We start from the raw sequence: 26804 nt of genomic DNA, 5'->3' as shown, positions 1-26804 counted from the left end.
GTATTTCTGTATAGGCATGGAATAAATACGTCGTAACTTTTTATCAAATTTATATCAATAAAGAAATGAAGAAATTATCAATATTCATTTCGGCTCTTTTGTGCGCTATAGTCAGTATGGCGGCAGGGGTCGATAACAGCCCTGTGAAAGAGGGTAACGTAATTACGGGTCATGTAATAGAAAAAGGTACGGAAAACAGTCTTCCATATGCCACAGTCATTATTGTTGAAACGGGTGAGGGAACAGTGACTGATACAGACGGATATTTTAAGCTGAAAAAAGTTCCTGCAGGTAAATATACGTTGAAAGTGAATTCTGTCGGGTATGCACAACAGACTAAAGAGGTTAGTGTGAGCGATGAATATACTGTAGATGTGCATTTTGTCCTCTCGGAAGAAACAATCATGACTGATGAAGTCGTGGTGTCTGCCAACAGAAATGAAACAAGCAGGAAACTTGCTCCTGTGGTGGTGAATGTGATGAACAATAAACTGTTCGAAATGGTAAATTCTACTGATTTGGCAAAGTCGCTTAACTATCAGTCAGGATTGCGCGTGGAGAACAATTGTCAGAACTGCGGTTTCCCGCAGGTTCGTATAAATGGCCTTGAAGGTCCATACTCACAGATTCTTATCAATAGCCGTCCGGTGATGAGTGCATTGTCTGGAGTGTATGGTCTTGAACAGATTCCTGTGAATATGATTGAGAGGGTAGAAGTAGTGCGTGGCGGCGGCTCGGCTCTTTTCGGTGCAAACGCTGTCGGTGGTACCATCAATATCATAACCAAAGATCCGATAAACAATTCATTCCAGGTTTCTACCAATATGTCCAACCTTGGTGGAAAATCTTGGGAACAGTATATGGGAGCGAATGCCTCTCTCGTATCTTCTGACAATACATACGGTATAGCATTGTATCAGTCGTATAGAAACAGAAATCCGTATGACGCTGATGGCGACGGTTTCTCGGAACTGGGAAAACTGAATATGAATACATTCGGACTCAGAGCTTATTACCGCCCGACTCATTTCAGCCGAATCAGCCTGGAATATCATACTACAAATGAATTCAGACGTGGAGGAAGCAATTTCAATCTGCAGCCTCATGAGGCAGATATCTGCGAGCAGACCAAGCATATAATAAACAGCGGTGGTCTGACATACGATGTCTTCTTTAATGAATATCGTCATAAACTCTCTGTTTACGGTTCTGTTCAGCATACCGACCGCAACAGCTATTATGGTACGCAGGAACTTGATGATCCGGGAAAGGCTTACGGAACTACAGACGATTTGACTGCCGTAGGTGGAGCAATGTATGTGGGCAATATGGATAAGTGTCTCTTCTCTCCGGCTACTTTCACCGGTGGTCTGGAGTATCAGTACAATGCCTTGCATGACATCATGGCGGGATACAACCGCGATTTGAAGCAAGATGTGAAAGTAGCCAGCGCATACGCCCAGAACGAATGGAAGATGGATAAGTTCACTTTGTTGGCGGGATTCCGTCTTGACAAGCATAACCTTGTGGACAATGTGATATTCAGTCCGCGCGTGAATGCCTTGTGGAAACCGTCGGATAAGGTACAGGGACGTCTGACATGGTCTACAGGTTTCCGTGCTCCACAGGCATATGATGAGGACTTGCACGTAGCTGCAGTAGGTGGTGAAGCTATGATTATCCGTCTGGCGGAAGGGCTCAAGCCTGAACGTTCGAACAGCTTCAGCGGTTCGGTGGACTGGAATGCTTCGTTCGGCCATTTCCAGTCAAATCTTTTGGTGGAAGGATTCTACACCATGCTTAACGATGTATTCTATCTTAAAAACATAGGTGAGGGCGACCAGCAGGGAACTACCATACAGGAGCGTTGCAACGGACGCGGAGCGAGAGTATATGGAGCGAATATCGACTATAAGATTGCTCATGGCAGGGATGCCCAGTTGCAGTTAGGTTTTACCGCACAGCAGAGCAGATACACAGAGGCTGTTTACTGGAGTGAGGATACCGATGTGGCACCAACGAAGAAGATGACTCGTACTCCTGACCTTTACGGTTACTTTACGTTTACTTCGGCTCCTTTCAAAAACAAGAATTTTGATTTCTCATTGTCGGGTGTATATACAGGACGTATGCTTGTACCTCACTTTGCCGGTTATATAGAGAAAGATGTTCTTGAAAAGACTCCGGACTTCATGGAACTGAACTTGAAACTGAACTACACTTTTGTATTGAACGATCATCTGAAACTACAGTTGAACGGTGGTGTGAACAATATATTCAATGCTTTCCAGAAAGATTTGGACCGTGGTATAGGACGTGATTCAAAATACTTCTACGGTCCTACACAGCCAAGAACCATATTCATCGGTATAAAGTTCTTCAATTAAATTAGTGTGTATTTATCAGTATAAATATGGCAAAGATTTCTTTGTTTTTACTGTAAATGATTATATTTACAGCAATTTTACTAACTGATAAATACATAGAAGAATGAATAAGCATTTTACGAGCAAACTGTTGACGTTATTGATGCTGCTTTTTCTTGTAGCCTGTAACAATGATGAACCTCTTGTGGATGAGCCTTCTACAGAGAATGTATATCTTACAAATGTTATTAAGGAAACCAGCTTCAATAAGGATGGACTTGCAGCTATGGTGGTGGACTATGTGGCAGGTCAGGGTATAAACTTATCTGCAGATTTTGTTTCCATGTTGATGCGTGACGTTGATGTTGCCGCTATTGAATATACTACAACCGGGGTGGACGGTAATCCTGTTATCGCATCAGGGGTTATTGCCATGCCAAGCGGAACATCATCCTACGACCATCTGGTAAGTATTCAGCACGGGACACTCGATATTGAAGAAGCACCTTCGAGGCAGCTTTTCTATTACGAGATGTTACCTGTTATAAGCGGACACATTATCGTTATGGCTGACTATCTGGGATATGGCTCAAGCCAGACTCCAGACCGCCAGCATCCGTACCAGCATAACCGACTGACCGGTACCGCATGTGCTGATATGATTGGGGCTGCAAGAGAATACCTGAAGCAGAAATTGGTGACTGAAACAGACGATGATATTGAACTGGTGGGATACTCGCAAGGAGGGCAGGCTTCAATGGCAACCTTGTTTGAACTTCAAAGGAGAGGTCAGGCAGGAAGTGTAAGGGCTGTATATGCGGGTGGTGGTCCTTATGATCTGGAAAGTATTCTCCAGACTTTTCTATCATATAAGGATAATCCGTTACCTTATGCGCGTACAGGATATTTACCATATCTGATTCGTGGTATGGTATATGGAGAAAACTTGCAGGTCAGTGATGAAAATCTCTATGCTCCGATAGTAATTGAAAAAGGCTTGAACAAGATGTTCTCCACAAGACCGCTTTCTGAATGGCACGAGGCACTGGGTACAGATATCACGCAAGTGATACATCCTGATTTCTTTGATACGCCTACATTCAATGGGAATGCCGATGTGATAGCCGTTATTGATGCGCTACGTAAGAATTCATTAGTCAATACATCTGTCCAGCCGGAAGCTCCAATATATATGTATCATTCGCCACTGGATGATTTCGTTCCATATTCCAATGCCGTGAACGCTCATAAAGTATGGAGCTCGTCCACTCTTACAGACTTGTCAATGCCGGGTCATGTGTTGGGCGGTATAGAATTTATGTTACGCTATATGGGATTGTGGGAACTGGTCGGTCCTATGCTCGGAATGAATTGACAGCATTAATATCCCGTTTAGAAAACATTTAGGCAGTGTTTGATTTCCGTTTAACCAAACGAAAATCAAACACTGCCTAAACAGTTTCTAAACGGATTGTAAATTATGTCTTTATTTTGTTTCCTGCGACCATCCGCCGCCAAGAGCCTTGTAGAGGTTTACAAGAGTAATCTGCTTGTCGCGTATGGCATTGCTCAATCCAATCTGTGCATCCAGATAACCACGCTGTGCGTCCAGCAGGTCGATATATCCGATAACCCCGTTTATATATTGCAGCTCGGCAAGGTCAAGAGCACTTTTCGATGCCTGCTCCAATCTCAATCTGGTTTCATATATGTCGCGTGTCTTGTTGAATTCCACGATAGCGTTTCTTGCATCTTTGAAAGCGTTCAGGACAGCCTTTTCGTATGCGTAAGTAGCCTGCTCGTAAGCAGCTTTTTTTGCCTTAAGCGCAGCACGGTTCTTTCCGAAATTGAATATCGGGGTAATGAGCGAACCTGTTATAAGGTGATGCGGAGACTTGAATATATCTTTCAGTTCTTCACTCTCGGCTCCATACGTTGCTGTCAGAGTCAGACGTGGAAACATATTGGTGAATGCCATCCCTACGGCTGCATTCGCCGCTATGAGAGACTGCTCAGCCTTGCGTACGTCAGGACGTCTTTCGAGAAGGCTTGACGGTAAACCTACAGGTAGGGTAGCCGGCAATAATACATCCTCAGGCAACACCGAACGGTTTATGTGATGAGGATATTCACCTGTCAGGAAAGCAATCTCGTTTTCTTTGATTGATATCTTCTTTTCAAGGTCAGGAACAAGAGTAGCTGTTCTCGCCAATTCCACCTGGGCCTGTCGGAACGCTGTCTCGTTTGTCAAACCACCTTCATATCTTATTCTGGCAAGATACAGACTTTCGCGTCGCGCGTCAACGGTCTTGCGTACAATTGCCAGTTCGTTGTCCAATGCCACAAGCTCGAAGTATGACTGTGCCATCTGGGCAATGAGACTCATTTTCAGTGCGCGCTGGTTTTCGATAGAGCCCATAAATTCTGCCATACTCTTGTCGCGTGCCCACCGCAGGTTTCCCCACAAGTCCAGTTCCCATGTCACTCCTAACTTAAAGTCGAACTGGTCATCAGGTTTAGGATTGTTTCCACCATAGTTTTCCGTCTCGTCCTCAGCGTAAATTCTGTTTGTTATGGACGGAAACATGTTTGCCCAGTCTATACGCTTCATTGCAGCCAGCTCTTTTACCCGTGCGCCGGCTATGAGCATATCTTTGTTGTATTCCAGAGTCTTTCTTATCAATGCCTGCAGGGTAGTGTCGGTGTAAAGCTCTTCCCATGGGAAGTCACCCATCGAAGTACTGTCCATGCTCATGCTGTCGAGCACTTCAGGCATTGCCATCTGGGGGCGCGTATAGTGCTTCCCTAACTGGCAACTGCCTAATGTGGAAGCCGCAAGCGCTATGATTGTAAGTCTGAATATAGATGCTATATGTTTCATAGGTTATGCTTTCTTTAGATTGATACGTTTCTGTTTCATTTTACCGGTAGCCTTGTAAATCATTACGAAGAAGAACGGTACAAGGACTATTCCGACTGTAACGGCTATAATCATTCCGAAGAATACTCCGGTACCGATTGCCTGACGGCTGGCAGAACCCGGACCTGTTGCCAATACCATAGGGAGCATACCGAGGATGAATGCCAATGAAGTCATCAGGATAGGACGGAAACGTAATTGTGCGGCATGTATCGCCGATTCTATTACATCTCTTCCTTTGTCCACCTCGTCTTTGGCAAATTCAACGATAAGTATGGCATTCTTAGCCGCAAGACCGATAAGCATTACCAGACCAATCTGGAAATATGTATCATTTTCAAGTCCACATAGTGTTATTCCTGTGTATGCTCCAAGCACTGCCACCGGAAGTGAGATAAGTACCGCTATTGGCACTGTCCAGCTTTCATAGAGTGCCGCAAGGAAGAGAAATACGAACAGGAATACCAATGACAGTATAATACCAGTCTGGCCACCTGCCTGTTTTTCCTGATATGACAAACCACTCCATTCCACTCCGATATTGTCAGGCAGTTTGTCTCTTGCAATCTGTTCCAATATTTCCATAACCTGTCCTGAACTGGCACCATTGGCTGTAGTTCCTCGTATCACAGAAGTATTGAACATGTTGAATCGCTTGATGCTACCAGGGCCTGTTGTATAATCTGTTGTTCCAAGTGCAGTAAGCGGAATCATGTCGCCTGACGAACCTTTAACAAAGAAAAGTCCGATGTTTTCACGCTGCTGGCGGTATGGAGCTTCGGCCTGGATATAAACACGATATATACGGTTGAACATGTTGAAGTCGTTCACATAAACCGAACCTGTGTAAGTTTTCATTGTAGAGAAGACGTCAGACATCGGTACTCCTGATAACTTTACCTTATCGCGGTCCACATCAAAATACAGTTGAGGTATTTCAGCCTGTAATGATGATGACAGACCTGTAATCTCCTTATGCATTGATGCATAGTGCATTAAAGTGTCGGTAGCACGTACAAGGTCGTCGTATGTCGCTTCACCTCTGGCTTCAAGTTGCATCTCGAAACCTCCGGCAGTACCAAGTCCCGGGATTACAGGTGGGGTAGAAAGGTAAACCTTGCTTTCAGGATATGTTTCAAGTTCCTTGCGTACACGGTCCATCACATCGTCGATGGTTGTATTGTCACGTTCTTTCCATTCTTTCAGGATTACAGTCAGCTGGCTTCTTGCCTGACTGGTACCAACTCGCGGACTGGTTCCGGTTACGTTCTGGACATATTCCACAGCAGGATCTTTCATTATAAAGTCAATAGCTCTTTCAGTTACATTTCGTGTACGTTCAAGTGTAGCTGTTTCGGGCAATTCAAGCTCTACAGTGAAATATCCCTGGTCTTCTACAGGAAGGAAGCTGGTAGGAACCAGTCTGTGGAACACATATATAAATATGAGAACCATACCAAATCCTGCCATAACCCTGCGAGGATGCTTTATGACACTGTTAATATATTTCACGTACTTATTGTTCCCTATACCGAGCCATTTGTTTATCCAGTTGAATACTCTGTTTTTAGGCTTGTTGGGATCTGTCGGTTTTAGTATGAGCGAACACATCACAGGGCTTAGTGTCAAGGCAACTACTGTTGAAAGAAGTACAGACACTACAATAGTAACAGTAAACTGTCTGTATAACTGTCCCGTAATTCCCGAAAGGAAACTTACGGGTACAAACACTGCGGCAAGCACGAGTGAAGTCGCGATAACAGCTCCTGCCAGCCCATCCATCGCTTTCTTGGTAGCTTCATACGGGCTCAGTTTTTCTTCTTCCATTATTCGCTCCACATTTTCCACCACCACAATGGCATCGTCCACCACAATACCGATGGCAAGAACAAGTCCGAGCAGTGTAAGCATATTGAGCGAGAACCCGAATATCAGCATGAAACCGAATGTTCCTATAAGCGAGATTGGCACTGCTACGACTGGAATGAGCGTTGCTCTCCAGCTCTGAAGTGAAAGGAACACCACCACAATTACGAGGAACAAGGCCTCGAACAATGTCTTATACACCTCATGGATGGACTGTGAAATGTAGTTTGTCATATCGAACGGGAAATTGTATTCCAGACCTTCGGGGAATGTCTGGCTGATTTCCTCCATTGTATCTTTCACTCTTTGTGCCACTTCCATCGCGTTGGCTCCCGGAAGCATGTATATACCAAGCACTGCTGCGTTACCACCGTTGATACCACTTTCGGTACTGTATGATGATGCTTCAAGAGAAACTCTTGCCACATCCTTCATTCTGATAAGTGAACCGTCAGGATTTGCTCTAAGCACTATTTCTTCAAATTGTGAAGCCGATGAAAGACGTCCCTGGGCTGTGATTGGTATGGTAATATCTATTCCGTCCGACATAGGTTGCTGTCCCAATACTCCGGCTGCCGACTCACGGTTCTGGTCTTTCAATGCGCTCTGCAAATCCTTCACTGTCAGTCCGTAATTGGCAAGCTTGGCAGGGTCAACCCAAATCTGCATTGCGTAATAACGGCTACCGATGTTCGATACGCGACCCACACCAGGGATACGGCGCAGAAGGTCGAGAACGTATAGTGTAGCAAAGTTACTAAGATAGATTTCATCAAATTTAGGGTCGTCCGATACTAATGTAAGGGTCATGAGCTGGCTGGCAGCCTGTTTTTCCACCTCGATACCGTTTTGGACTACTTCTGCAGGAAGTCTTGATTCTGCCAGTTTCACGCGGTTCTGTATTTCCACAGATGCCATATCAGGGTCGGCAGAAATATCAAAAGTTACCGTAGCCGAGAAACTTCCAGTGTTCGAGCTGTTTGATTCCATATACAGCATACCAGGAGTACCGTTGAGCTCCTGCTCGATAGGTGTGGCAACCGCCTGCGAAACGGTTACGGCACTCGCACCCGGATATGATGCGCTGATTTTCACCACAGGAGGAGTAATCTGTGGGTATTGGTCAATAGGAAGCATCGTCAGTCCGATGATACCTACTATGACAATAAGTATTGAGATGACAGCCGAGAATACCGGTCTGTCTATAAAGAAACTTACTTTCATAAACGTGTAACTTGGTTAGTGTTCCTCTGTGTTAATTTCACTTGTTTGTTGTGTTGCTGTCGTTGTCAGCCTTGTTTTCCTCCTGGCTTACTTCAGGCGCAACCTGTACTTTCACTCCAGGAGTAAGCTTGTGGTAACCTTCTGTTACAATCAGCTCACCCGGTGCCAGACCTCTTTCCACTACAACATCGTTCTTGAATTCAGGACCGATTTCTATGAAACGCCTTTCGGCTACAGAGTCGCGTCGCATAACGAAAACATATGATCCGCCTTTTTCTATGATAAGTGATTTCTTAGGGATTACTGTTGCATTTTCCCTTACGTCGAGAAGAACTTTTACACTCGTAAACTGTCCGGGAAGAAGAACATGTTCCGGATTTGGCAATTCAGCTCTTACCTGGAATGTACCGGTCTTAGGATTTACCTGTGGAGCCGCGAAATCTACAAGTCCCTGATGTTCGTACACGGTATTGTCAGGCAGAGTGATGGTGACAGTCTGTTTCCATGTTCTTGTAGTATCCTTCTGGCCGAAAGTGACATTTCTCTCCTTGCTCTTCAGATAGTCAAGGGCAGTCATGCTGAAATCCACGTTCACGGTGTCGCTCTTTACAATAGTAGCAAGCAGCGATTTTCCTCCTGTGCCGACCAGAGTTCCCGGGTCAACAAGTCTTTCACTGATATGTCCTGATATAGGGGAACGTACGATGGTGTAGCTCAGCTCTTGTTCGGCCTGTTCCAGATCGGCCTTACTCATACCTACACTGGCTTCTGCCGTTTCGTATGCTGCAATGGCATTGTCCAAATCAAGCTGGCTGGCTGCATTCTGCTCGTATAATGGACGGATACGGTCAAGGTCACGTTTGGCTTTCAGGGCAGTCGCTTCGTCTTTTTTCAGTTGGGCACGCGCTTTATCAGCCTTAGCGCGATATTGGTCCTGATTGATGACAAATAAGACTTGGTCTTTTTTAACATAGCTACCTTCTTCGAAGTGCATTCTTTCAAGAAAGCCTTCCACCCTGGCTCTCACCTCAACAAAAAGCTGGGCACGGATGCGTCCTACATAGTCGCCGTATATTTCTACATTTTCCTGTTTTGCTGGTTTCACACATACTATTGGCCTTTCAATAACCGGAACTTCCTTTTTCCTGAAAATAAAGTAGAGACCGATTACAAGGATAATGCAGACGCATGCGTAAACAGTTTGTTTTTTCTTGAACTTCAAGTCTTTTTTAGTCAAAAATCGTTTCATATACTTAAGTGTTAATATTTTTAGATGCCGTGAATTTACAAGCAATTGCTATGCCATAATAATGAAAATATTTATAATGTTGTATTATAGAGGTTTACATGATGGTGCAGGCCTGACTCATTATGGAAGGTGTGGATTTTCTCCACAATATTGTGGAATTTAAATGTGGTAATTACCATAAAATAAAAATATGATTACTTTTTTGCATAATATTACACTGCAAATATACACATAAAATAGGAATAATTAATACCTTTGCAGCCGAAAACAAAACTTGACTATATGGAACATCTTCAGACGACAGAAAAAGTACACGATGAGCTGTTGCTTCATCGACGTGTAGATTTACTTTTACGTACCGGAAAACTTTTGGTTGAGAGCCTTGCCGATACCAACCGTGTGGTAAGAAATATGAAGCGTACTGCCGCTTTCCTGGGTATTCCGGAAGATAAACTTCACATCAATGTCAGCTTTACCATGCTTATGGTAAACGTAAGTGACGGTGATTATTCTTTCACTAAGTTTCAGAGAATAGACGGACACGGAGTAAACATGACTGCTATATCTGCAGTAAGTAAGCTGTCATGGCGTGCCATTGAAAACGACTACACTCTTGACCAATACGAGGCTGAACTGGAAGAAATACGTAAGCGTAAGCGTAATTACACACCCTGGCAGGTTGCTGTGGGAGCAGGTTTTGCCTGTGGTGGATTCTGTATTCAGTTCGGTTGCGACTGGGTTGCGTTTCTCTATGCTTCAATAGCGGCCATCATCGGTATGAGGGTTCGTGCGCACTGCAACGAATCAGGGCTTAACCATTATATGGGTATTGCTATTGCTGCATTCATCTCTACTATGATAGCATGGGCTTCAACTCTATTGCCCGCTTCATGGACTTCAACACCATGGCATCCGCTTTTGGCTTGTGCATTGTTTATTGTGCCTGGAGTTCCGTTGATAAACTTTGTCGATGATATGCTTGACAATTATATACAGGTAGGTATAGTCAGGGCTGTCAATACATTGTTGATGGTATCTGCCATGGCATTCGGTATTGCTTTTGCGGTAAAGATTTGTCATATAGATAATTTCTTCCCAACAATAAGTATGGTTCCTCATCATAATTATATTGAATATGCAATAGCGGCAGCCATTTCTGCAATGGGATTCTCCATGATATTCAATATTCCTCGCCGCCTGTTGTGGGTGGTAGCCATAGGTGGTATAATAGCTGTATGTACACGTAACTTCGTGAACCTCGGCCCGAGTACAGACAATATAGGTCTTGACATGGGACTTGTGATGGGATCGTTTGCTGGTTCTGTTCTGGTGAGTCTTATTGCTGTGAAGGCTGTACACTGGTTCCACTGTCCAAACCACGTACTGACTATTCCTTCTGTCATTCCTATGATACCTGGAGTTCTTATGTACCGTATGCTTTTCGGTATCATCAATATGAATGTGGAATCACCTGAGCAGATTTCAGTCTTGATGAAGGCTATCCAGAGCGGTATCACTTCGGGTATGGTGATATTGTGTATCTCCCTGGGAGTTGCCATTCCTAATATCTTCGGACGTAAATTCATCGCTAAGGAAAAGAACAAACGCCTGAAAGAAATTCTTGCAGACCGCAGGGCACGTGGAAAATTCGTAGAATGGTAATCAAAAGCCATTGATTAGATATCGAAAAAAGCTCCGGCATAATGGTGATTGTCCAATATGCCGGAGCTTTTTTATGTCTATATTTTTAGTGATATTCAATCCTGGTCATTATTGGTCAGGATTGTCAACTTTTCCTTTATATTCATCAGGCAAAGCGCTTTCAATTACTTTGTATGATTCTTCCATGAGTTCCTTCATATTTTCAGGACCCTTGCATTTAGGGAATATTGGTTTGTGGATAGTCAGTTTCAGCGGATGCCATGACAGGATTTTACCTGTACGTGGAAGGATATTGAACGATCCGTCTATCGTAAGCGGGACTACTGGCAATTGAAGTTCGTCTGCCAACTGGAACGCTCCTTTTCTGAATATTCCCATGTGGCCTGTAAATGTTCTTGCGCCTTCGGGAAAGACTACGAGTGAAGTCCCGTCTTTCAGAACATGGAATGCCTGCTCTATCGTTTCGTGTATCTTTCTCGGACCGGATTTGTCAACAAAAATGAATCCTGCCGATTCGCATGCCTTGCCTACGAAAGGTATCTTCCTCAGGCTTTTCTTCATCATCCATTTGAAGTTTCTGCCTAAAAAACCGTAAATTAGGAAAATGTCGAATGCTCCCTGATGGTTAGCTACAAAGACATACGACTGTTTTTGGTCGATATTTTCACGACCTGTCACCTTTATGGGGAGAAGTAATGTGTAACAAGTTATCTGCGACCATATTTTCCCCGGGTAGTATCCCCAGAAATGTCCGTTGCCCAAATGGCATCCAATCATGGTTGTCAAAGCCGTGATGATGGTTGTCACGAGGAAAATAGGCAACCAAATACAAATTTGATAGATAATGAATAGAAATTTCATATTTCGAGTTTTTAAGTTTTTGAGTTTTTTAGTGTGATAATCGTTATTTCAGGCCATGCTCCAAGACGCATCGGGAACAGTACGTGTCCCAATCCAATGTTTACGTAAAGTCCCCTGTCACCTTCCATGTACATGCCGTTATGTTCAGGATAGATGAATGATGAAACGGAAAGTCCGAAAAACGTAATCTGCATGTCGTGTGTATGTCCTGACAGTGTCAGCTCTATGTCGGATTTTGGAAGGACTTCCCTGCGCCAATGCGTAGGGTCGTGGCTCATAAGAACCTGGAACATTCCTTCCGTACCTGCTGACGCTTCTTTAAGTTTGGCATAATTAGGGAACGGAGGGCGACCACTGTTTTCCACACCTATTACTGCAATAGAGTCCGTGTCTCTTTTTATAATAGTGTGACTGTTGTTCAGCATTTTCCATCCCATCATGTTCTCGCGGGCTATGAGAGAATCTATGTTTGCAAGTCTGTCAGCTTCTGAGTTCCAATTGACGTATGTACCATAGTCATGGTTTCCTAAAACAGAATAAACTCCATCTTTAGCCTTCAGTCCGGCAAATATTTCTTTGAATTCAAGTAGTTCGTCCGCACGGCTGTTTACCAGGTCGCCGGTAAACAAGGCCAGATCCGCATTCTGTGAGTTACAAAGCTCGATAGCTTTTTTCAGCGCTTTGGCGTTACCTTTCCAGCTTCCTGAATGTATGTCCGATAATTGCAAAATCCTGTATCCGTCGAACGACTTAGGGAGGTTTGCTGATGAAAATGTCACTTCACGAACCTTAAAGTTCTCTTTACCTTTTATGGCACCGAAAAGTATATAGCCAAGTACCGCCAATGCCGGTAAAGCCGATATGGCGGCATGGGGCAGGTTTGTCCTGCATACTTTGTTTATTCCTCTCAGCAGAAGGCTGAACAGCATGAATGTAAGTTTTGGTATGCAGAAACATAGCGTCACAATCAAGTATATGCCGAAAAAGTCGCGTACATAATCGTGAAAAGCCACTGAGCCGCCCAATAGGACGAGCAGGATTATGGTAGGCCACCACAGTAGTCTCTTGTACAGTTTGTTGTTTTTGCCTCTTAAATATGTACGGTGTATATACCAGTCGGGCAATAACAGCAACAAAAGAAAAAATATTGTAACTCTAAGTAATATCATTTAGAATTAAAAAATTAATAATTAAGAATTGATAACTAAATACTAACATTCGCTCTCAGATATTTTCTCATCTCGTCTGTTGTCTTTCCGCGTCGTTGTGCATAGTCGGCCAGTTGGGCTTCATCTATTTTTCCTATGCTGAAATATCTTGATTGAGGATGGGCAAACATCAGTCCGCTGACGGAAGCATGCGGATGCATCATACCGTTTTCAGTAAGTGAGATACCTATACGTTCCATATCCAGCAATTCGTCAAGCAGGAAGTTTACCGAAATGTCCGGAAGCGAAGGATATCCCACGGCAGGACGTATTCCGCAATATTTCTCGTTGTGCAAGTCCTTTACGCTAAGATTCTCGTCCGGAGCATAACCCCAGACAGATTTTCTTATAGTCTCATGAATCTTTTCTGCCGCGGCTTCGGCCAACCTTTCTGCCAAAGTCTTGCATAGCATGAGTTTATAGTCGTCGCCTTCGAACCCCTTTTCCATTTCCGGGTCGATGGTTGTGGCGAAACACCCGACAGTATCTGTAATACCGGAACCGGCAGGTCGGATGAAGTCACTCAGACACAGAAAAGGATCTGTGTCTTTTATTCTTGATTGTTGTCTTAACAGAGGGAATGTCTTGCCTTCCATTATAAGATTGTCGCCATCTGAATTTGCGTCCATCAGACGATATATGGCATAAACCTTGAAACGTCCGTCCAGGTTGTTTAGCATTCTCATTGCCTCCTTGTGCAGTTGCATTGCCTCCGAAGCTTTTGGCCTTTCCTCTTCCTTGAAAGACACCAACCACATAGCACGACATCCGTCACAGCCATGTATGTCGGCAATCGACGAGTATTTTGGCTGAAAACCCCATGCGTGGAAAAAGTAAATCCAGTTTATGTAGTCAGCCAGTTCGTGTATGTCGTATTCCTTTACGGTGATGTCTGTATGCATTATGGGAATTAATAATTAAAAATTAATAGTTAAAAACTAACAAATCATCTGTCGAATACCAATGCCTGGCCTCTGTGGGCGGTATTCACGGTATCATTCTCGTAAACCACTGTTCCGTTTACCATTGTTTTCTCAACCTTGGCATGGAAGTTTCTGCCTTCCATAGGGCTCCATCCGCAGCGGCTCTTTATGCAGTCTGTAGTGACAGTCCATTCGTGATTTGGATTAAGAATCACTAAGTCGGCCTTATAACCTTCGCGTATAAATCCTCTGTCCTTAATCTGATAAAGTTCGGCAGGAGCATGACACATTTTCTGTACAAGCTGTTCCACTGACAACACACCTTCCTTTACAAGCTCATAGATACTTACCAATGAGAATTGCAGGCTTGGCATACCCGATACGGCCTTCAGTGCGCCGCCTTGTTTCTCCGGGAGCAGGTGAGGGGCATGGTCGGTACCTATCACGTCAATCAGATTGCTGCTCAATGCTTTTCTCAGGGCGTCACGGTCTGCACGTGTCTTGATGCTTGGATTACATTTTATGCGTCCGCCAAGAGTCTTGTAGTCTTCATCGCAGAACATAAGATGCGAAACGCAAGCTTCGGAAGTGATTTTCTTTTCCTTCAGAGGTTTATCCTCAAACAGTTCCAGTTCCTTGGCGGTACTTACATGAAGGATATGAAGACGCGCTCCTGTCTCCTTAGCCAGTTTTACGGCAAGAGATGATGAGTTATAGCAAGCCTCCTCGCTGCGGATAACCGGATGAAGATAAATGTCGGCATCTTCGCCATACTTCGCTTTCACTTCGGATGTATTTCGGCTTATCACATTCTGGTCCTCGCAATGAGTGGCAATCAGCATACCGGCTTCCGAGAAAATCTTTTTTAGAGTTTCCATCCGGTCCACCAGCATATTTCCAGTGCTTGCACCCATGAACAGCTTCACACCGCATACGTGTGTCTTATCCAGTTTTGCCAATAAATCGGCATTATTGTTTGTGGCTCCGAAATAGAAAGAATAGTTTACCACACATTTTGTAGCAGCGTCGGCAAATTTGTTTTCTAAAGCCTCAATGGTTGTGGTCTGCGGATTACAGTTAGGCATATCCATGAACGAAGTGACTCCACCTGCGGCAGCGGCAGCAGTTTCGGTAGCCATGTCAGCCTTGTGTGTTAGTCCCGGGTCACGGAAATGCACGTGATCGTCTATCACTCCAGGCAGTAGGTAACAACCTTCGGCGTCTATAGTTTCGTCAATATCACATTCCGGTGTGCCTTCACCTTCAATAATTCTGTATATAGTTTCATCTTCAGTAATTACAGAGCCTTTAAACTGTCTGCCTTCGTTTACGACGACAGCATTCTTTATCCAAATTCTTTTCATCTTCTAAAAACTAATAACTAAAAACTAACAACTTATTCTCTTAGGATACTTCCTGAACCAACTGTCCCATTTCAGTTTAATCACTCCAAACACAGCCTCGCCGAATATGCTGCTGTTCATCTTCGAGGTGCCGAGCTCACGGTTAATGAATATCACCGGAACTTCAATAATCTTGAACCCGCATTTGTAGGCAGTGAACTTCATTTCAATCTGGAACGCATATCCTTTGAAACGGATTTTATCGAGGTCGATGGTTTCAAGCACTTCACGTCTGTAGCATTTGAATCCGGCAGTAGTGTCGTGGACTGGTATTCCTGTGATAAATCTCACATATTTTGATGCAAAATAAGACATCAGGACTCTGCCCATAGGCCAGTTCACTACGTTTACACCGCTTACGTATCTTGAACCTATGGATACGTCGCCGCCATCGTCATGACAAGCCTTGTACAGTCGTGGCAGGTCGTTAGGGTTATGGCTGAAGTCGGCATCCATTTCGAAAATATAGTCGTACTTTTTCTCTATAGCCCATTTGAAACCGGCAATATATGCGGTACCCAATCCAAGCTTCCCCTTTCTTTCAATCATGAAAAGCCTGTCAGGGAATTCTTTCTGAAGTCTTTTTACTATGTCGGCTGTTCCGTCAGGCGAATTGTCCTCAATAATCAGAATATGGAAAAACTTTTCCAGTCCGAATACCGCGCGGATGATATTTTCGATATTTTCCTTCTCGTTGTAAGTAGGAATTATGATGATGCTGTCACTGTTTTGCATAATAAAAAATATGTAGTTTATACTAACGAACAAAGGTATGAAAAAAAAGGGAAAGTTTGGTAATAGGATAGTGATATTATTGGATATAAATACTACATTTGTGATATGATAAGAGATATTCTATGAGACATATTGTATATTTTATATTTTCATTTATAGTCTGCTGTATAGTAGCTTCCTGTAATACAGGCAGTCGGAATGTTTCGGACGAGACTTCTGCATGGCTCGAGAAAGCCAGGACATACGAGGCGCAAGGTGACGCCGCCAATGCCATGATCTGTTATCTTAACGCTCTTGATGTCATGGAAGAAAGGCAGGATACTGTTCTGAAAGTTTCAGCTTATACGCGTTTGGGTGATTTCCATTTTAAATATGGAATGTACGAGAAAGCTGTGGAAAATCATCGCGAGGGATATAATATAGCGTTGAGACTGAATGATGAAAAGCTGGTTTGCGAATCGGCGGGAAGGCTTGGCCTTGATTATCTTATGCTTAACCAGAAAGATACAGCACAATATTTTATCGACAGATTCCATCTTATAGCTCTTGAAAATAAATTACAAAATGTTTACAATGATGATTATGGACTATATCTGAAGGGCGATATTGGGGATGTGAATACCATAATAAATACCGTCAAGTCCGATTCGCTTGGTACATTATACGACAGGGAAAAACTTATGTCGTTAGAAGCCGATTTTATTCATGAAAAGGCTCTAATGAGAGAGGAAAATGCCAGGAAGAACAATATTGTTAACATGGCAACAGGACTGTTTTTGTTCGGCGCGTTTTCAGCTTTGTCGTTCTTCTTTTATCGTGGCAGGAAAAAGGCTGAAATAAATCTTGATAAAGCCATTAAGGAAAGCGGTGTAAGGGAAGATTATTTTACATGCCGTGAAAACGATTTATGCGAGCAGGAAAAACAGTTAAGGTTGAAAGAGGAGCTTTTGCTTTCGGATAAGAATTTAGGCGCTATATCACTGATAAAAGATATGAAATCTTCGCCGTCGTACATGCCTGTGAAAACTACTGATGAATGGAACAGTCTTTTCATGTTTGCCGATTCGCTGTTTCCGGGATTTTCCGTAAGCCTTGATGCTGTTGATGGACTGACAGGCCGTGATAAGGAGATAAGCTGCCTTGTAAAACTTGGTTTCACTACCGGTCAGCTGGCTGTATTCTATGGAATTTCTCCGGGCTCTGTTACCAAAGCAAAATTCAGAATACAGAAAAAGATAGAGGCAAGCCGCATGTCCGGTATCTAACGTCCGTATGCATGAAACTGACGTGGATTATACAGATGTCCGCATGACTTTCCATCTCGTGTGACTGTAACAGATTTAAAATCAGACGGATAAGATAAATCGTCTGCCGCCTGATGTCCGTGTCATAATCTCGCTTTGAATGATACATTACATTAATTTTGCCGTAAAAAATCAGAGCAGATTATGTGTAATTATCAACGTGTAAATCTCATTTGCGGTTTTATATCATTTCTGATATCCGCCGTAGTTTATATTCTTACGGTAGAACCGTCAGCCAGTTTTTGGGATTGTCCCGAGTTTATTCTTTCCGCCTCCAGGCTTGAAGTGGGTCATCCGCCTGGCGCTCCTTTCTTCATGCTGGCAGGTAATGTCTTTTCGCTTTTTGCTTCTTCCCCGCAAGATGTGGCATATTGCATAAATGTGATGAATGCCATTCTTAGCGCCGGATGTGTATTTTTCCTGTTTCTTACGATAACATATCTTGTATCATCCATTATTTGTGTGGAAAAATCGAGGAACGAACTGTCATGTTCCTCCATAGCTACAGTTATGTTGTGCGGGTTTACAGGAGCGTTGTTATATGCGTTTACAGATACTTTCTGGTTTTCGGCAGTCGAGGGAGAGGTCTATTCGTTCTCTTCATTTCTTACGGCACTGACGGTATGGATAATACTCAGGTGGGACGAAGAATCTGCCAATATATCGTCCGACAGATGGATAGTCCTTATGGCCTATATCATAGGTCTTTCCATAGGAGTCCATTTGCTTAATCTTTTGTGTATCCCCGCTGTTGGCTTAGTGATATATTACCGGAAATTTCCACATACGGGCAGCAAGGGACTTCTCATTACTCTATTATTAAGTATAATAGTAATAGCTGTTGTACTTTACGGTATTGTTCCCGGAGTGATGAAGGTGGCTGGAATTTTTGAACTGCTTTTTGCCAATATTCTCGAGGCCGGATATGATACGGGTATGATGGTATATGCCGTATCGCTTTTTGTCATACTTGCACTGTCGTGCATATCATGTGTTGTGATGCGTAATATACGTATGGCATTGGTGTTTGTCTTCTTGTCGTTGCTTATGCTTGGAGTGACGATGAATGGCGGAATATGGATTTCGTTGTGTCTGTCCGTGTCGCTTGCCGCAGCTGGATGGATAGCTGTAAGAAAAATCAATCATAAAAAACTGTGGCGAATATTATATGTCTTCAGTTTCAGTCTTTTAATGCTTACTGTAGGTTACAGCTCGTATGCCATTATATTGATACGTTCGTCGGCAAATACCCCTATGGACCAGCAGTCGCCTGAAGACCCTTTCACATTGCGCGATTATCTCGGACGCGAGCAGTATGGCGATACTCCTCTGCTTTACGGGCAGTCGTTCGCTTCGGTCAGGGCGTTGAAAGAAAAAGACGGTTATCTGATGTACGATTATAAAGTGACGGACGATATCTACCGGAGGAAAGACTGGACTACTGATACAGCCAAGACTCTTAAAGATGAAAAATATGTTGTCACCGGACAAAAAATGAAACCTCTATATGAGGATGTCACGTGTATGATTTTCCCGAGGATGTATAGCGAAAGTCATGCAGGACAGTATGAGGCGTGGATTCCGGGAGGCATGAAAGGCAAGCAGGTTTCCTACTTTGATAAATCGAAAGGAGAAAATGTGTCGGTAACGGTACCTACATTCATGGACAATCTTAAATACTTTCTGAATTATCAGGTCAACTATATGTATTTGAGATACTTCTTCTGGAATTTTGTAGGCCGCCAGAATGACGTTCAGGGATATGGCGACAGGATTAACGGCAACTGGATTAGCGGAATCAGTTTTATAGACAGTTTCTTTGTGCCCGACAATGAGTTCTTGCCTTCACACCTGAAAGATAATAAAGGCAGGAATGTCTATTTTGCATTGCCATTGATAGTTGGTTTGTTGGGAATATGGTGGCAGTGGAAAAGCGGAGCTCATGGCAGGAGACAATTCAATGTCATCGGCATATTGTTTTTTATGACAGGACTCGCCATAGTTTTATATATCAATCAGGTACCTATTCAACCCCGCGAAAGGGATTATGCATACGCGGGATCGTTCTATGCCTTTTCTGTCTGGATAGGTTTTGGAGCAGCCGCCATATTAGAAACATTCCGGAAGATATTCCGCAATAATGGTTTTATCTCGGCTTTTGTAGTCTCGTCGGCTATATGTGCCGGCTTGGTATTGCTGGTGCTTTTCCAGACATGGGATGACCATGACAGGAGTAACCGCTATCTTTGCCGCGACATGGGATACAATTATCTTAATACAGTTCAGGAAGAAGGCTATCCAGTATTGTTTGTTAATGGTGATAATGAGACCTTCCCACTTTGGTATGCGCAGGAAGTGGAAGGCATACGTACAGATGTCCGTGTATGCAATCTGATGTACCTTACCGGAGGATGGTATGTCGATCAGATGTGTCGTCCGTCACATTCTTCTCCGGGGTTACCCGTTTCATTCGCGAGGGAGTATTACAGAGACGGAGTAAATGACGCTGTACGTGTAAATCCTGTGACCGGTTATACAGAAGATGGAACACCGCTCCGTATAAAAGATAGGATTGAGGAATATTATAAGGCAAACCCGGGAGAATATCCTTTCGGTGAAGACCCCTGGGAATGGAAGAACATTGTGCGATACTGGCTGACGTCGGATGATGAGTCCATGAGATGTATTCCCACCGATGAAATACATTTCAGCATAGACGCGGAGGCGGTGAAACGATCGGGAATGTACATCCCCGAAGGTATGGAAATACCAAAGACAATGGTGGTAAGCCTGAAAGGAAATTCATATCTTACACGAAGCGGAATCATGCTGGCCGACCTTATAAACAACTGCAACTGGGAACGTCCGCTTTATGTGGCCAAGTCCATGCGCATAGGTGAGTATCTGAATCTGGACGACTATCTTGTGCTTGAAGGAATGGCGCAAAGGATTGTCCCTTTCAATGCAAGCAAACTTAAACAGACTGTTGACGCGGACAGATGTTATGACAATATAATGAATAAATATTCATACGGAGGGTTGTCCGACAATTCAGTCTATTTTGACGAGACCAACCGACGTATGGCAATAACTCTTCAGAGTATGATATGCGAGGCTGCCGAGTGGATGCTATCATCAGGCGACAGTGTCAGGAGTTCAGCTTTGGCCGGTAAATGTCTCGATGAGATTTCAAACAATGATGTGGTGCTTGACAGATATTCGTGTGCAGACCGTCTGGCGTTGCTGTCGGGAGATGATGCCTATTATGATATATATTCTTCTGTTATGAATTCAAGAATGGAATATGCCTTGTGGTATCTGTCGTTTGGAGACAGTGATTTCGTGGATTATGCCGATGAGTTGGTGCGCGCATTATACAATATAGACTCATCGTGTGCCGGAAGCGATTACGATAAAGTTTTAAGTGTGGCGCAAGAACGTTTCTCCACTTTGGGGCTTGATAATTATGCTGAGTTTGTAGGAAGGTTGAGGCATGGCAAATAATATCGGGTGAAGGCGTTAGTTTCCTGTTATAGTTTGTTAATTCCCTATATGGCTTTTTATTTATTTCATTGTTTCCTTTTTTATTTCAAAATTTCTTGCCACATTTACCGTAACACGTTCGTGCCACGCGCGTTGCACCTTTGTGTTCCGCGCGTTGTACGTTCGTGTTACACGCGTTACACGTACGTGTTACGCTATCTTTGATGGGGAATTTAAAATTTAAAAGCGTTAAACATAAAAAGAATATAAGTATGCCTATAAAATTTGATTTGTATAATAATCCTGAGAAAGAAGGGGTTACATCTTCCAGACTACATGCCAAAGTGATAACAACCGGTATTGTTGATACAAAAAATTTGGGTGAAAGCATAAACAGGAAATGTTCTTTTACCGCATCCGATGTGTGGGGAGTACTGACCGCCTTGAGAACCGAGTTTTATGATGCCTTCAGCGAGGGGTATTCCATCCATCTGGAAGGAATCGGTTATTTCAGTCTCAGCCTTAAATGCGAGCCTGATGTAGATCCCAAACACGTATCATCAAAAGACGTAAAAGTGAAAGGTATCAGGTTTGTTCCCGAGAAAGAATTGCTTGAAATGCTTAAAAAAGTGCAGTTTGAACATGATACCGACGATTCGCGTCATTCCAGTAATATGGAACAGCAGGAAATAATGGCAAAGATTGACAGATTCTTTGCCGATAATCAGTTTCTGCGCCGTATAGATTTTGAAAAGCTGACAGGCTTCAACAAGTCTAAGGCGTTGCGTACGCTGAAGGAACTCGTGAAAGACGGAGTGCTGAGAAATGTTGGAACCAAGAATATGCCGATGTATATTAAGAATTAAATAAAACGATAACTATGAACAAATTTAATGTATTTCTTGCAGCAATAGCTTTTTCGATAGGCTTTTCATCATGTGAAACCTCAAAGACTCCTATAGAACATCTGGAATCATTGGTTGAACAGGTAGAGGACAGATATGATGAATTTACGGATGAAGATTGGGAAAAGATAGCTTCTGAATATGAGAAGATTGAAGAGGAAATGTCGAAATATGAGTTTACCGATGATGAACTGAAGGAGATAGGAAAGCTGAAAGGCAGGATTTATGCCAAAATGACCAAGAACGCCTTGAAAGATTTTTCAAAACAGATGGAAGAGTGGGGAAAACAGATAGAAGGCGGTGTGGAAGGTTTCTTTGAGGAACTTAATGAGGATTGATTGTCAGCAGTTCTGTTTTATTGCATTATCTGCAGAAAAATGTATGCCATAGTGTGAATTATGTGCGGAAAAATGTATATTTGTGTTGGAATTATGTGCGGAAAAATGTGGTTATTCCAATGACTTATCTGCTGAAAAATGTATAATTACTATGCAAAGAATTATATTACAGGAGTTTATAGAATGGAAGAAACGTCCTGACAGAAAACCATTAATAGTAAATGGTGCCCGACAGGTAGGAAAGACATGGCTTCTTCGTGAATTCGCAAGGACTGAATATACGAAGGAGGCATATATTGTCTGTCGTAAAAATGACATTATCAGGCAAATATTTACTCGGGATTTTGATGTAAATAGGATACTGCGCGCTTTACGTGCGTTATCTGGTGTCGATATAACTCCAGGAGATACACTGATAGTTCTGGACGAGGTTCAGGATGTGCCCGAAGTTCTTGAAGCTCTGAAATATTTCTGTGAGGAAGCACCGGAATATCACATTGCTGTTGCCGGTTCCCTGTTAGGAATATCTTTGCATAATGGTGTTTCCTATCCGGTAGGGAAAGTAAACGAAATCTATGTTTATCCCATGAATTTTGAGGAGTTTGTTTTGGCGAAAGGAGAGACAGAGATTTTTAAACTCATCGTCAACCGTGATTATATGACTATGAATCTGATTCATGAGAAGATGGTCGATTTGCTGAGACAGTATTATTACGTAGGAGGAATGCCCGAAGCTGTAAAGAAATATGTTGAATCGGATTCTTTAATCGAAGTCAGAAGAATTCAGAATGAGATTCTGAACGGTTATGAACTGGATTTATCCAAACATGCTCCTAAAGAACAAGTTCCACGTATTCGCATGGTATGGAAAAGTATTCCATCTCAATTGTTCAAAGACAATAAGAAATTCATTTATGGAGCATTGAAAAAAGGAGCAAGAGCAAACGATTTTGAGATTGCTATCCAGTGGCTGGTTGATTCAGGTTTGGTCTATAAAGTTCCCAAGTGCACAAAACCCGCTTTACCGCTTGATGTGTATGAGGATTTAAGTTGTTTCAAACTTTATATGCTTGACGTTGGTCTGTTAGGAGCAATGGTTAATACAGAACCAGTACAGGTGCTGATAAATAACAATGTTTTCGTGGAATATAAAGGTGGTATGACGGAACAGTATGTCCTCCAGCAAATGAAAAGTCATGGCGTATCTCCGGTTTATTATCATAAGACAGATGATTCCAGGCTTGAACTTGATTTCGTAATACAGCATAATGCGAAATTATTGCCTGTTGAGGTAAAGGCTGAAGGAAATGTAAGGGCAAATTCGTTGACAGCATTGCTTGCAAAAAATCCGGATATGGAGGCAGTCAGATTTTCTATGCAGCCTTATAAGGAACAGGGGCAACTGAAGTGTGTACCTTTGTATGCGGTTTGAATATAATTAGAATTTGAAATATAATGAGAAAAATTTATCCAAGAGAATGGGTGTCTATGCATCCATACACAAAAACCGATGCGACAGACAATTATTACTGTAAATTGGTAAACAGAATAATTGAAGTGCTATATGATTATGACATAATGGAGGGTGAAATAGAGCCGGAAGACGAGGTTTACGAAGACACGGCGATATTTCTTGTCGGATGGTTCGAAGATATTATTTCGCAGACCTGTGTCTGGCAGGTGTTCACTTCGCAGTGCGAAAAACGTTATGGCAGCCGATTGCCTTTCTATGAACCGGGTGAAGATTATTATCCCGACGAAATAAATGTGGAAGACGTACGCTTCATTCTGTGGCATTGCTTTCAGAGAGATTAAATAGGGGAGAAAATCTATAATCCTGAGAATACCGGTATTCTGGCATTGGCAAATGAAATATACGATATCTTCGACGAGGAGTTCGAGACAGCTCCTGTAAATGAAAGACTTCAGGATTTCTTCGATTTCTCAGAGTTGACTGAGGATGATTTCCTTGAATACAGAAATAAAGTGGAGTGGTTCTATTTTAATTCATATATCAACATGGGCTGTTATGAATGTTATTTGGATAGCCTTTCCGAGCAGATGGAGGAATTAGGGAAGCGTAAGGAGCTTGATGACCGTACGATGGATTTGATGATATATTCCTTTAAGATAAATTACGTGTTGTCGGGCAGAACACCCCTGCTTTCCATTACCGCCCCTGAATATCTGAAACTTCTTTTTGAGGAACTGACTATGAATTTTATAGATGCACCATGTCTGCATGTGGACAGCAGGATGAGAGCATTCTATCTGGTGACGGAAGATACTGATGATTATTATGTGTTCAAAGAGGTTTCAGGCAAGGAGGAAACTTATAAAGTGACAAAAGATTCTATTGAACTTGACGCTCCAGAGTTAATTCCAGGTGACACGGTAGTTACATCAAATCTGTTTAAGTTTGGAAAATATTGGCAACACAATGGAGCTATGAATATTTATAGCACTAAAGATATTCCGAAACTTGATGACATTAAGAATGATTTATCGGATACTAACAAAAAGGCGGCATACGATGACTTCGTTGCGGCAACTAAAGGAAAACATTTTGTATTCCTGAAAGGAAAGGAAGAGATGAACGATTTCATTTCAAATAAGATGAAATATAAAATAGCTCAAGGACTGAAAATTCCTGATACGGGAAATGATGTATTGATGCTGTGTATTACACCTAAACAGGGAATATCTGTTGTGCGTAACTATTGTGACTGTATCGCTTCTCCCGATAATCCTTATTATAATAAGGAAAAAGCAGAAAAGAATGCATTTAATTTCCTGACGAATAGCCGATTGATACCATACGAAACAGCATGCGAACTTCTTGATAGTGGCTATTTGAAGGATGCAGCCTTAAATAGCACCAAAGGACTGGAACACGGTAAAGAGCTGGCAAGGAAGAATGCTCAGTTCATGCTGGATTATTTCTTCTACAAGTGCAGGGAGAAGGATTTGTCATAGAAAAAGACTTGCAAATTAATTGCAAAGCATTTGCAATTAATTTGCTCTATTGGTTTAAAACAATGTTTTCGCTTTGTACTTCATTCGCTTTGCACTATCTTTGTGGAAATATGAAACTTGATTTGTATAAATTCATAACCCGCAATTTCCTATGTACGAAGAATTGATTCCACGATATGATTCATTGGTAGCAGAATATAAAGAAATAGTTGCCGATGGATTCAGTAAATCCGATTTCATAGAATATAATGAAGTACTGTTTTCAGCACATAGTTGTGCCATAGAGGGCAATAGTTTCTCTGTAGATGAAACCCGTACTTTGAAGGAGAAAGGATTGGGTATGATTCCTCATGGAAAGACTCTTTTCGAAGCTTTTGAGATTCTCGACCATTTTCAGGCATACGAATATTTGTTGAATAATTTGGATAAACCGCTTACCGAGAAACTGCTGAAAGAGACTCACAGATTGTTGACGGAGCATACTTTAGAGTATAAAACGAGGAATGATGAAGTTCCGAGTAAGCCCGGAGAATATACCACTGTCGATATGTTGTGTGCCGGTGATACAATATTCGGTGAACATGAAAAACTGATAATGCAGGTTCCACGTCTTCTTGAAAGCACGCAGAGTGCTATAGATAGCGGTGAGGTGCATCCTATGGTTATAGCCGCAAAGTTCCATGGATTTTATGAGTATCTTCATCCGTTCCGCGATGGTAACGGACGTTTGGGAAGGCTTATGTCAAATTTTATTCTTCTCAAAATGGGACAGCCATTGCTGATAATACCTAGCAGTCATAGAGAAGAATATATTGCAGCTTTAAAATATATTAAGAAGGAACGTACTGATGAATTTCTTATTGATTTCTTCTTTAAAACTTCTATTAACAGGCTTCAGCATGAAATATCAGAGAAGAAGAATCTTACGGATAATTTTATAGACGGTTTCCGTTTTGTTTCTGAGTCTGAAAAATAAAAGATTACATATTAATCTTGAATTCACTCAACGGTATCTCATACCCGGCCCACGGCCAGCTTACGAATAGTTCTTCTGTACGTGTATCTTTCTTGAGATGTAAAGGTAATAAATAATCTTGTAAATGGCATTACACAAGGTAGAATAGTATCATAAATTTCCATATTACCAAACAAAAATAAGCCAAATTTCCAAACAAAAATCCTTCAAAGTGCCAAATAATTATTTGAAAAGTGTTGATTTACAAATAAATAACTCAAGTTTCGGATTTAGAATATTTCGATGAGAAGTAAATAAAAAAAGGCTTTGAGAATTTCTGTATATAACAGAAATTGAGTAAATTAGTAGCTCCCAAACGACTAATTCCACATCTCAAAGCCATGAGCAAATATACTAATATTCCGT

Annotated in this window: 18 protein-coding genes and 1 pseudogene; 11 read left to right on the top strand and 8 right to left on the bottom strand. The window is 42.3% G+C overall.

The window, feature by feature from the left end:
- Positions 1–65: 65 nt before the first annotated feature.
- A complete protein-coding gene (locus H6A27_RS11220) occupies positions 66–2387 on the top strand; it encodes a TonB-dependent receptor (RefSeq protein WP_204508732.1) in 2322 nt (773 codons plus the stop codon).
- 103 nt (positions 2388–2490) lie between these two features.
- Positions 2491–3741 carry an alpha/beta hydrolase family protein gene (locus tag H6A27_RS11215; RefSeq protein ID WP_204508731.1) on the top strand — a complete coding sequence of 417 codons (1251 nt, stop codon included), beginning with the start codon at positions 2491–2493 and terminating at the stop codon, positions 3739–3741.
- Positions 3742–3852: 111 nt separating this feature from the next.
- Here H6A27_RS11215 and H6A27_RS11210 read toward each other — a convergent pair whose 3' ends face one another.
- From H6A27_RS11210 to H6A27_RS11200, 3 genes are read right to left on the bottom strand one after another with little or no spacing between them, the layout of a single operon-like run.
- Positions 3853–5247 (bottom strand): efflux transporter outer membrane subunit, encoded by a 1395-nt coding sequence (locus H6A27_RS11210; protein WP_204508730.1) that lies wholly within the window; start codon positions 5245–5247, stop codon positions 3853–3855.
- 3 nt (positions 5248–5250) lie between these two features.
- Positions 5251–8376, bottom strand: coding sequence for an efflux RND transporter permease subunit (locus H6A27_RS11205; protein ID WP_204508729.1), 3126 nt, complete (start codon positions 8374–8376; stop codon positions 5251–5253).
- A 37-nt stretch (positions 8377–8413) separates the two neighbouring features.
- Positions 8414–9625, bottom strand: coding sequence for an efflux RND transporter periplasmic adaptor subunit (locus H6A27_RS11200; RefSeq protein ID WP_204404626.1), 1212 nt, complete (start codon positions 9623–9625; stop codon positions 8414–8416).
- Between the two features lie 282 nt (positions 9626–9907).
- On the opposite strand from H6A27_RS11200, the gene H6A27_RS11195 reads away from it, so the two are divergent.
- Positions 9908–11287: a threonine/serine exporter family protein gene (locus H6A27_RS11195; RefSeq protein ID WP_204508728.1), complete on the top strand. Its 1380-nt coding sequence runs from the start codon at positions 9908–9910 to the stop codon at positions 11285–11287.
- A 108-nt stretch (positions 11288–11395) separates the two neighbouring features.
- Here the strand turns inward: H6A27_RS11195 and H6A27_RS11190 are convergent, their stop codons facing one another.
- The 5 genes from H6A27_RS11190 to H6A27_RS11170 are packed head-to-tail and all read right to left on the bottom strand — an operon-like array spanning position 11396 to position 16417.
- Positions 11396–12148, bottom strand: a complete 753-nt coding sequence (locus tag H6A27_RS11190) for a lysophospholipid acyltransferase family protein (protein ID WP_204508727.1) — start codon at positions 12146–12148, stop codon at positions 11396–11398.
- Positions 12149–12159: 11 nt separating this feature from the next.
- Positions 12160–13317, bottom strand: a complete 1158-nt coding sequence (locus tag H6A27_RS11185; protein ID WP_204508726.1) for a metallophosphoesterase — start codon at positions 13315–13317, stop codon at positions 12160–12162.
- Positions 13318–13352: 35 nt separating this feature from the next.
- On the bottom strand, positions 13353–14258 hold the full coding sequence (locus H6A27_RS11180) for a vitamin B12 dependent-methionine synthase activation domain-containing protein (protein ID WP_204508725.1): 906 nt from the start codon (positions 14256–14258) through the stop codon (positions 13353–13355).
- A 44-nt stretch (positions 14259–14302) separates the two neighbouring features.
- Complete coding sequence (locus H6A27_RS11175; protein WP_204508724.1) at positions 14303–15643, bottom strand: dihydroorotase; 1341 nt, start codon at positions 15641–15643, stop codon at positions 14303–14305.
- A gap of 24 nt (positions 15644–15667) precedes the next feature.
- Complete coding sequence (locus tag H6A27_RS11170) at positions 15668–16417, bottom strand: polyprenol monophosphomannose synthase (protein ID WP_204404614.1); 750 nt, start codon at positions 16415–16417, stop codon at positions 15668–15670.
- A 122-nt stretch (positions 16418–16539) separates the two neighbouring features.
- On the opposite strand from H6A27_RS11170, the gene H6A27_RS11165 reads away from it, so the two are divergent.
- The 8 genes and pseudogenes from H6A27_RS11165 (at position 16540) to H6A27_RS11130 (ending at position 26399) form a co-directional block, all read left to right on the top strand.
- Positions 16540–17682 carry a transcriptional regulator gene (locus H6A27_RS11165; RefSeq protein WP_204508723.1) on the top strand — a complete coding sequence of 381 codons (1143 nt, stop codon included), beginning with the start codon at positions 16540–16542 and terminating at the stop codon, positions 17680–17682.
- Between the two features lie 183 nt (positions 17683–17865).
- Positions 17866–21225: a glycosyltransferase family 117 protein gene (locus H6A27_RS11160; RefSeq protein WP_204508722.1), complete on the top strand. Its 3360-nt coding sequence runs from the start codon at positions 17866–17868 to the stop codon at positions 21223–21225.
- Positions 21226–21476: 251 nt separating this feature from the next.
- Positions 21477–22070 (top strand): HU family DNA-binding protein, encoded by a 594-nt coding sequence (locus H6A27_RS11155; protein WP_204508721.1) that lies wholly within the window; start codon positions 21477–21479, stop codon positions 22068–22070.
- A 14-nt stretch (positions 22071–22084) separates the two neighbouring features.
- Positions 22085–22447 (top strand): hypothetical protein, encoded by a 363-nt coding sequence (locus tag H6A27_RS11150; RefSeq protein WP_204404607.1) that lies wholly within the window; start codon positions 22085–22087, stop codon positions 22445–22447.
- Between the two features lie 151 nt (positions 22448–22598).
- Positions 22599–23879, top strand: a complete 1281-nt coding sequence (locus H6A27_RS11145) for an ATP-binding protein (protein ID WP_204508720.1) — start codon at positions 22599–22601, stop codon at positions 23877–23879.
- A gap of 23 nt (positions 23880–23902) precedes the next feature.
- Positions 23903–24634, top strand: a pseudogene (locus tag H6A27_RS15825) (DUF3843 family protein); the annotation flags it as partial.
- A 27-nt stretch (positions 24635–24661) separates the two neighbouring features.
- Complete coding sequence (locus H6A27_RS15820; RefSeq protein WP_477005004.1) at positions 24662–25423, top strand: DUF3843 family protein; 762 nt, start codon at positions 24662–24664, stop codon at positions 25421–25423.
- A gap of 151 nt (positions 25424–25574) precedes the next feature.
- Positions 25575–26399, top strand: a complete 825-nt coding sequence (locus H6A27_RS11130) for a Fic family protein (protein ID WP_204508717.1) — start codon at positions 25575–25577, stop codon at positions 26397–26399.
- The last annotated feature ends 405 nt before the right edge of the window (positions 26400–26804 follow it).

Source organism: Bacteroides caecigallinarum (genome assembly GCF_016902295.1).
In the GTDB taxonomy this organism is placed as follows: domain Bacteria; phylum Bacteroidota; class Bacteroidia; order Bacteroidales; family Bacteroidaceae; genus Phocaeicola; species Phocaeicola caecigallinarum_A.
This window is presented reverse-complemented; position numbering and strand designations above follow the sequence as displayed.